The 5,284-nt window shown below is 33.8% G+C and carries 5 protein-coding genes, 2 tRNA genes and 1 pseudogene; 7 read left to right on the top strand and 1 reads right to left on the bottom strand.

The genetic code is table 11. The features are described from left to right. Positions 1 to 78, top strand: a pseudogene (locus GOQ24_RS16845) (transposase); the annotation flags it as partial. Between the two features lie 218 nt (positions 79 to 296). Here the strand turns inward: GOQ24_RS16845 and GOQ24_RS14390 are convergent. Then, positions 297 to 381: transfer RNA gene (locus GOQ24_RS14390), tRNA-Ser, on the bottom strand. Positions 382 to 785: 404 nt separating this feature from the next. On the opposite strand from GOQ24_RS14390, the gene thrS reads away from it, so the two are divergent. From thrS to GOQ24_RS14360, 6 genes are all read left to right on the top strand, one after another. Further along, positions 786 to 2,738, top strand: coding sequence for a threonine--tRNA ligase (thrS, locus tag GOQ24_RS14385; protein WP_155093122.1), 1,953 nt, complete (start codon positions 786 to 788; stop codon positions 2,736 to 2,738). Between the two features lie 48 nt (positions 2,739 to 2,786). Further along, a complete protein-coding gene (infC, locus tag GOQ24_RS14380; RefSeq protein WP_160340004.1) occupies positions 2,787 to 3,344 on the top strand; it encodes a translation initiation factor IF-3 in 558 nt (185 codons plus the stop codon). A gap of 64 nt (positions 3,345 to 3,408) precedes the next feature. Then, positions 3,409 to 3,606 carry a 50S ribosomal protein L35 gene (rpmI, locus tag GOQ24_RS14375; RefSeq protein ID WP_155093123.1) on the top strand — a complete coding sequence of 66 codons (198 nt, stop codon included), beginning with the start codon at positions 3,409 to 3,411 and terminating at the stop codon, positions 3,604 to 3,606. A 103-nt stretch (positions 3,607 to 3,709) separates the two neighbouring features. Further along, positions 3,710 to 4,054 (top strand): 50S ribosomal protein L20, encoded by a 345-nt coding sequence (gene rplT, locus GOQ24_RS14370; RefSeq protein ID WP_155093124.1) that lies wholly within the window; start codon positions 3,710 to 3,712, stop codon positions 4,052 to 4,054. Between the two features lie 255 nt (positions 4,055 to 4,309). After that, positions 4,310 to 4,394, top strand: a tRNA-Ser gene (locus GOQ24_RS14365). A 267-nt stretch (positions 4,395 to 4,661) separates the two neighbouring features. After that, positions 4,662 to 5,216: a phage integrase SAM-like domain-containing protein gene (locus tag GOQ24_RS14360; RefSeq protein WP_243731283.1), complete on the top strand. Its 555-nt coding sequence runs from the start codon at positions 4,662 to 4,664 to the stop codon at positions 5,214 to 5,216. Positions 5,217 to 5,284 lie beyond the last annotated feature (68 nt).

Here is a 5,284-nt window from a genome sequence, read left to right as displayed (position 1 = left end):
AAAGCATTCAGAGCTCAGTTTAGAGGTGTAAGAGATATTGATTTCTTTTTATACAGATTGACTAAGCTTTATGCCTAAACACAACTTTTGAGATTGATCCGTAAGAGATATTGATTTCTTTTTATACAGATTGACTAAGCTTTATGCCTAAACACAACTTTTGAGATTGATCCTTTTTAAGTGCACTTTTAAACAAAATGCGATACCCTTAAAAAAGAAAAAACCTATAACTCCTTGTGAATCATAGGTTTTGTGCTTTTTTGATGACTTTTGAAAAGTTATCTTTTATAATTTCGCGGAGAAAGAGGGATTCGAACCCCCGGACCTGTTACAGTCAACGGTTTTCAAGACCGCCGCATTCGACCACTCTGCCATTTCTCCAGTCGAACTCTCTTGTTCTGTATTGCGAGTGCAAATATACTGCAAAGTCTGATGTTTACAAGCTTTTTTGAATAAAATTTCAAGCAAAAATGCATAGCGTTTTGTAACTAATTTATTGTTAGCTATTAACAGGCGAAATATTTTTTATTATATTTTATAAAAGAATGAAGTTTTAGTTCACATATCTATTGCAACTAATATTAAAGTGAGATTACTTAGAACTATTGTTAAGAGTTAAAAGATAAACCACAGTTTGTTTTGCATTTACTATGATTTATACCATTGTAGAAAAGTGTATTGAAAAGCAATTGTACTTCTTAGTAAAAAAATCAAGTTAACCTATCATAAATGTTGCGATTCTGTAGTAAAACTAGTATATTTGCGTTTTATTTTTTAAAACTATTATGATAAAAATTACATTACCAGACGGTTCAGTGAAAGAGTTTGCTTCGGGCGTTACTCCTTTCGATGTTGCAAAAAGTATAAGTGAAGGTTTAGCAAGAAATATTATTTCTGCAAGCTTCAATGGTACCACCATCGAAACCACGACACCAATGACCACGGATGGTAGTCTAGTTTTATATTCATGGAATGATGATGAAGGGAAAAAAGCTTTCTGGCACTCTACTTCACACGTAATGGCGCAAGCTTTACAAGATTTATACCCTGGAATCAAATTAACTATAGGTCCAGCTATCGCTAATGGATTCTATTACGATGTGGATTTCATGGATTATAAAGTAACAGATGCTGACTTTAAAAAGATCGAAGATAAAGTTTTAGAAATTGCACGAGCAAAGCACGATTTTAAAATGCGTTCTGCTACTAAGGCTGAGGCTTTGGATTTTTATAAAAAAGAACAAAATCCATATAAAGTTGAGTTAATCGAAAACTTGGCTGATGGTACTATTACATTTTGTGATCACGATAGCTTCACTGACTTATGTCGTGGAGGACATATTCCTAACACTGGAATAATAAAAGCTTTTAAAGTTTTATCTATAGCAGGAGCTTATTGGAGAGGAGATGAGAAGAATAAACAATTAACACGTGTTTATGGTATTTCATTCCCTAAACAAAAAGATTTGACCGAGTATTTAGAACTTTTAGAAGAAGCTAAGAAAAGAGATCACCGTAAATTAGGAAAAGAGTTAGAATTGTTTACATTCTCTCAAAAAGTTGGTCAAGGTCTGCCTTTGTGGTTACCTAAAGGGGCAGCGCTAAGAGAAAGATTAGAGCAGTTTTTGCGAAAAGCACAGAAAAAAGCAGGTTACGAACAAGTTGTAACTCCACATATTGGGCAAAAGGAATTATATGTTACATCTGGACACTATGCAAAATATGGTGCAGATAGTTTTCAACCTATTCACACTCCAGTGGAAGGAGAGGAGTTTTTATTAAAACCGATGAACTGTCCTCATCACTGTGAGATTTATAACTCTAAACCGTGGTCTTATAAAGATTTACCTAAGCGTTTTGCTGAGTTTGGAACAGTATATCGCTACGAACAATCAGGAGAATTGCATGGGTTAACTCGAGTAAGAGGATTTACACAAGATGATGCTCATATTTTCTGTACACCAGAGCAATTAGACGAAGAATTCAAAAAAGTAATTGATTTGGTACTTTATGTATTTGGATCATTAGGTTTTGAAAACTTTACAGCTCAAGTATCTGTTCGCGATTTAGACAATCCAGATAAGTACATTGGAAGTGTTGAGAATTGGGAGAAAGCAGAGCAAGCTATTATTAATGCGGCTAAAGATAAAGGTCTAAATTACGTTATTGAAAGTGGAGAAGCTGCTTTCTATGGTCCGAAGTTAGACTTTATGGTTAAAGATGCCCTTGGAAGAAGTTGGCAGTTAGGAACAATTCAGGTAGATTACAACCTACCAGAACGTTTTGAGCTTAGTTATAAAGGATCAGACAATGAGTTGCATCGTCCGATTATGATCCACAGAGCGCCATTTGGATCAATGGAGCGTTTTATCGCTATTTTGTTAGAGCATACAGGGGGTAAATTCCCACTTTGGTTAATGCCAGAGCAAGCTATAATTCTGTCTTTGAGTGAGAAATACGAAAAATATGCAGAAAAAGTTTTAAATTTGCTAGAAAATAACGAAATTCGCGCGCTGGTAGATAATCGTAACGAGACTATCGGTAAGAAAATTCGAGAAGCAGAGGTTCAAAAATTTCCTTATATGTTAATTGTAGGTGAGGACGAGGAAAAAAATGGAACAATTTCTGTAAGAAAACACGGAGATTCTGGTAAGAGTAATCAAACGATGAAGATTGAAGAATTTGCCGCGATGATTCAAGAAGAAGTGAATAACTCTGTAAAACAATTCGGAGAATAAAAATATTAATGTATAACGCTTGGTAAACAAGCAAAAACTTTTAGAGCCATAGCAGTAAGACAAAACAGAGGTTTTAAACCTCGCGAAGAAAAAAAAGATGCGCATAGAATTAACAATGCCATCCGTGTTCCGGAAGTTCGACTTGTGGGAGACAATGTTGAAATGGGTGTATTTAAATTAGCAGAAGCATTGCGTATTGCTGAAGAACAAGAATTGGATTTAGTGGAGATTTCTCCTAATGCTGAACCTCCTGTTTGTAAAGTAATCGACTATAAGAAGTTTCTTTATGAACAAAAGAAACGCGATAAAATGCTTAAAGCTAAATCTACTCAGATCACTGTAAAAGAGATTCGCTTTGGTCCTCAAACAGATGAACACGATTACGAGTTCAAAAAGAAAAATGCTGAGAAGTTCTTAAAAGAAGGATCTAAATTAAAGGCATTTGTTTTCTTTAAAGGTCGTTCGATCATCTATAAAGATCAAGGTCAAATCTTATTATTAAGACTTGCACAAGATCTTGAAGAATTCGGAAAAGTAGAATCAATGCCAGTTTTAGAGGGTAAACGTATGACTATGTTTATTGCTCCTAAGAAGAAGAAAGCATAATTCTGTTTAAGAATATATTAAGTAAAAAATAGTAAGTAAGATAATCATTAATACCTAGGAAATAATGCCTAAAATGAAAACTAAATCTAGCGCTAAGAAACGTTTCAAGTTAACTGGCTCTGGAAAAATCAAAAGAAAACACGCTTTCAAAAGTCACATTTTGACTAAAAAATCTAAAAAGCGTAAATTAGCTTTAACTCACTCTGGATTAGTAGCTAAAGCAGATACTCATAGTATCAAAGATCAATTAAGATTAATCTAATCTTAGTTGCGGTTAAAATAATTTAATAACCCTGGAGTGGAGCAAATTAAGATTTAGAAGTACTTGAAAAATAGTCGCACACTACAAAAATACATTTACAAAAATGGCAAGATCAGTAAACTCAGTAGCTTCAAGAGCAAGAAGAAAAAGAATTTTGAAGCAAGCCAAAGGATTCTTTGGAAGACGTAAAAACGTTTGGACAGTAGCTAAAAACGCGGTAGAAAAAGCAATGGTATATGCTTACCGTGATAGAAAACAAAAGAAAAGAAACTTCCGTTCTTTATGGATTATGCGTATTAACGCTGGTGCAAGATTACACGGAATGAGCTATTCTCAATTCATGGGTAAAATTAAAGCTAACAATATCGAATTGAACCGTAAAGTTCTTGCAGATTTAGCTATGAATCACCCTGAAGCTTTCGCAGCTATCGTAAATAAAGTAAAATAATAAACGTTTGTCAAATCTGATTTATCTTACTTAATATAAATAAAAGCCTCACTATTTGTGGGGCTTTTTTTATTTAATACTTATTTGTCTTTTGCATTGCAATTGGTAAAGAAATTTTATTTAGAAAGAGTATATTGGATATCAATTAGTTGTCTTTTGAACGCCATTTTTTTTTAAAAAATGTGTTCAAATGTTTGGTAATCCCAGTAAACACGCTATATTTGCACTCGCAATACAGAACAAGAGAGTTCGACTGGAGAAATGGCAGAGTGGTCGAATGCGGCGGTCTTGAAAACCGTTGACTGTAACAGGTCCGGGGGTTCGAATCCCTCTTTCTCCGCTGATTTATAAAAGATAACTTTTCAAAAGTCATCAAAAAAGTACAAAAACCTATGATTCACAATGAGTTATAGGTTTTTTCTTTTTTAGGGGTATCGCATTCTTTTTAAAAGTGCACCTAAAAATATTCGGGATTCGGTGCACAAAAAAATATCTAAGAGATGTGCACCTTTCAACTTGGCAAACCTTGACGCCAAAGGGAACCAGAGAGTTTTACACTGTGTTTTTGGAACGTTTTAATTCGACATTTATTAATATTTAAAAACAGTTGTCAATTAATTTCTTTCTCAAACCAAGTAGGAAGAAAAGTGATTTAAGAGGTGTTTACCTTCGAATCACAGTAGATGGTATTCGCAAAGAGACTTCACTTAGTCATAAATGGGATATCAAAAGATGGAACCAAAAAGCAGGTCGTGCTAATGGCGCTAAAGAAGACGCTAAAACCTTAAACTACCTATTAGATACAATTGTATCTAAAATTACTAAGTACAAATTAGAGCTATTAAGTAATGAACTACCTATTACTGCTTCAATTCTTATGGATCATATACAAGGTAAAGGAACTAGTAGGGTTAAAGTTTTAGAAGAATTCCAAAAGCACAATGATGAAGTTTTTAAACTTGTACCTAAAGAGTATGCTATTGGAACTCATGAAAGATATGTAACAGCAAGATCACATGTTGGAGAATATATCCGTTATGTATATGGTAAAGAAGATATAGAGTTTAGAGAACTTAATTATAAGTTTGTAATTGGCTATGAACACTATTTAAAAACTGTTAGAGCGTGTGGACTTGGTAACTTAGCCTGGACATTAAGTTAAGCATAAAAACTTATCTTTGAATTATGAAAAGAATTAGAAAGGCCTACGATGCTGCATTTAAGCAGCAA

Source organism: Myroides sp. LoEW2-1 (genome assembly GCF_009767705.1).
GTDB classification, from domain to species: domain Bacteria; phylum Bacteroidota; class Bacteroidia; order Flavobacteriales; family Flavobacteriaceae; genus Flavobacterium; species Flavobacterium album_A.
The sequence above is the reverse complement of the archived record's forward strand: the minus strand, read 5'-3'. Positions and strand labels throughout refer to the sequence as shown.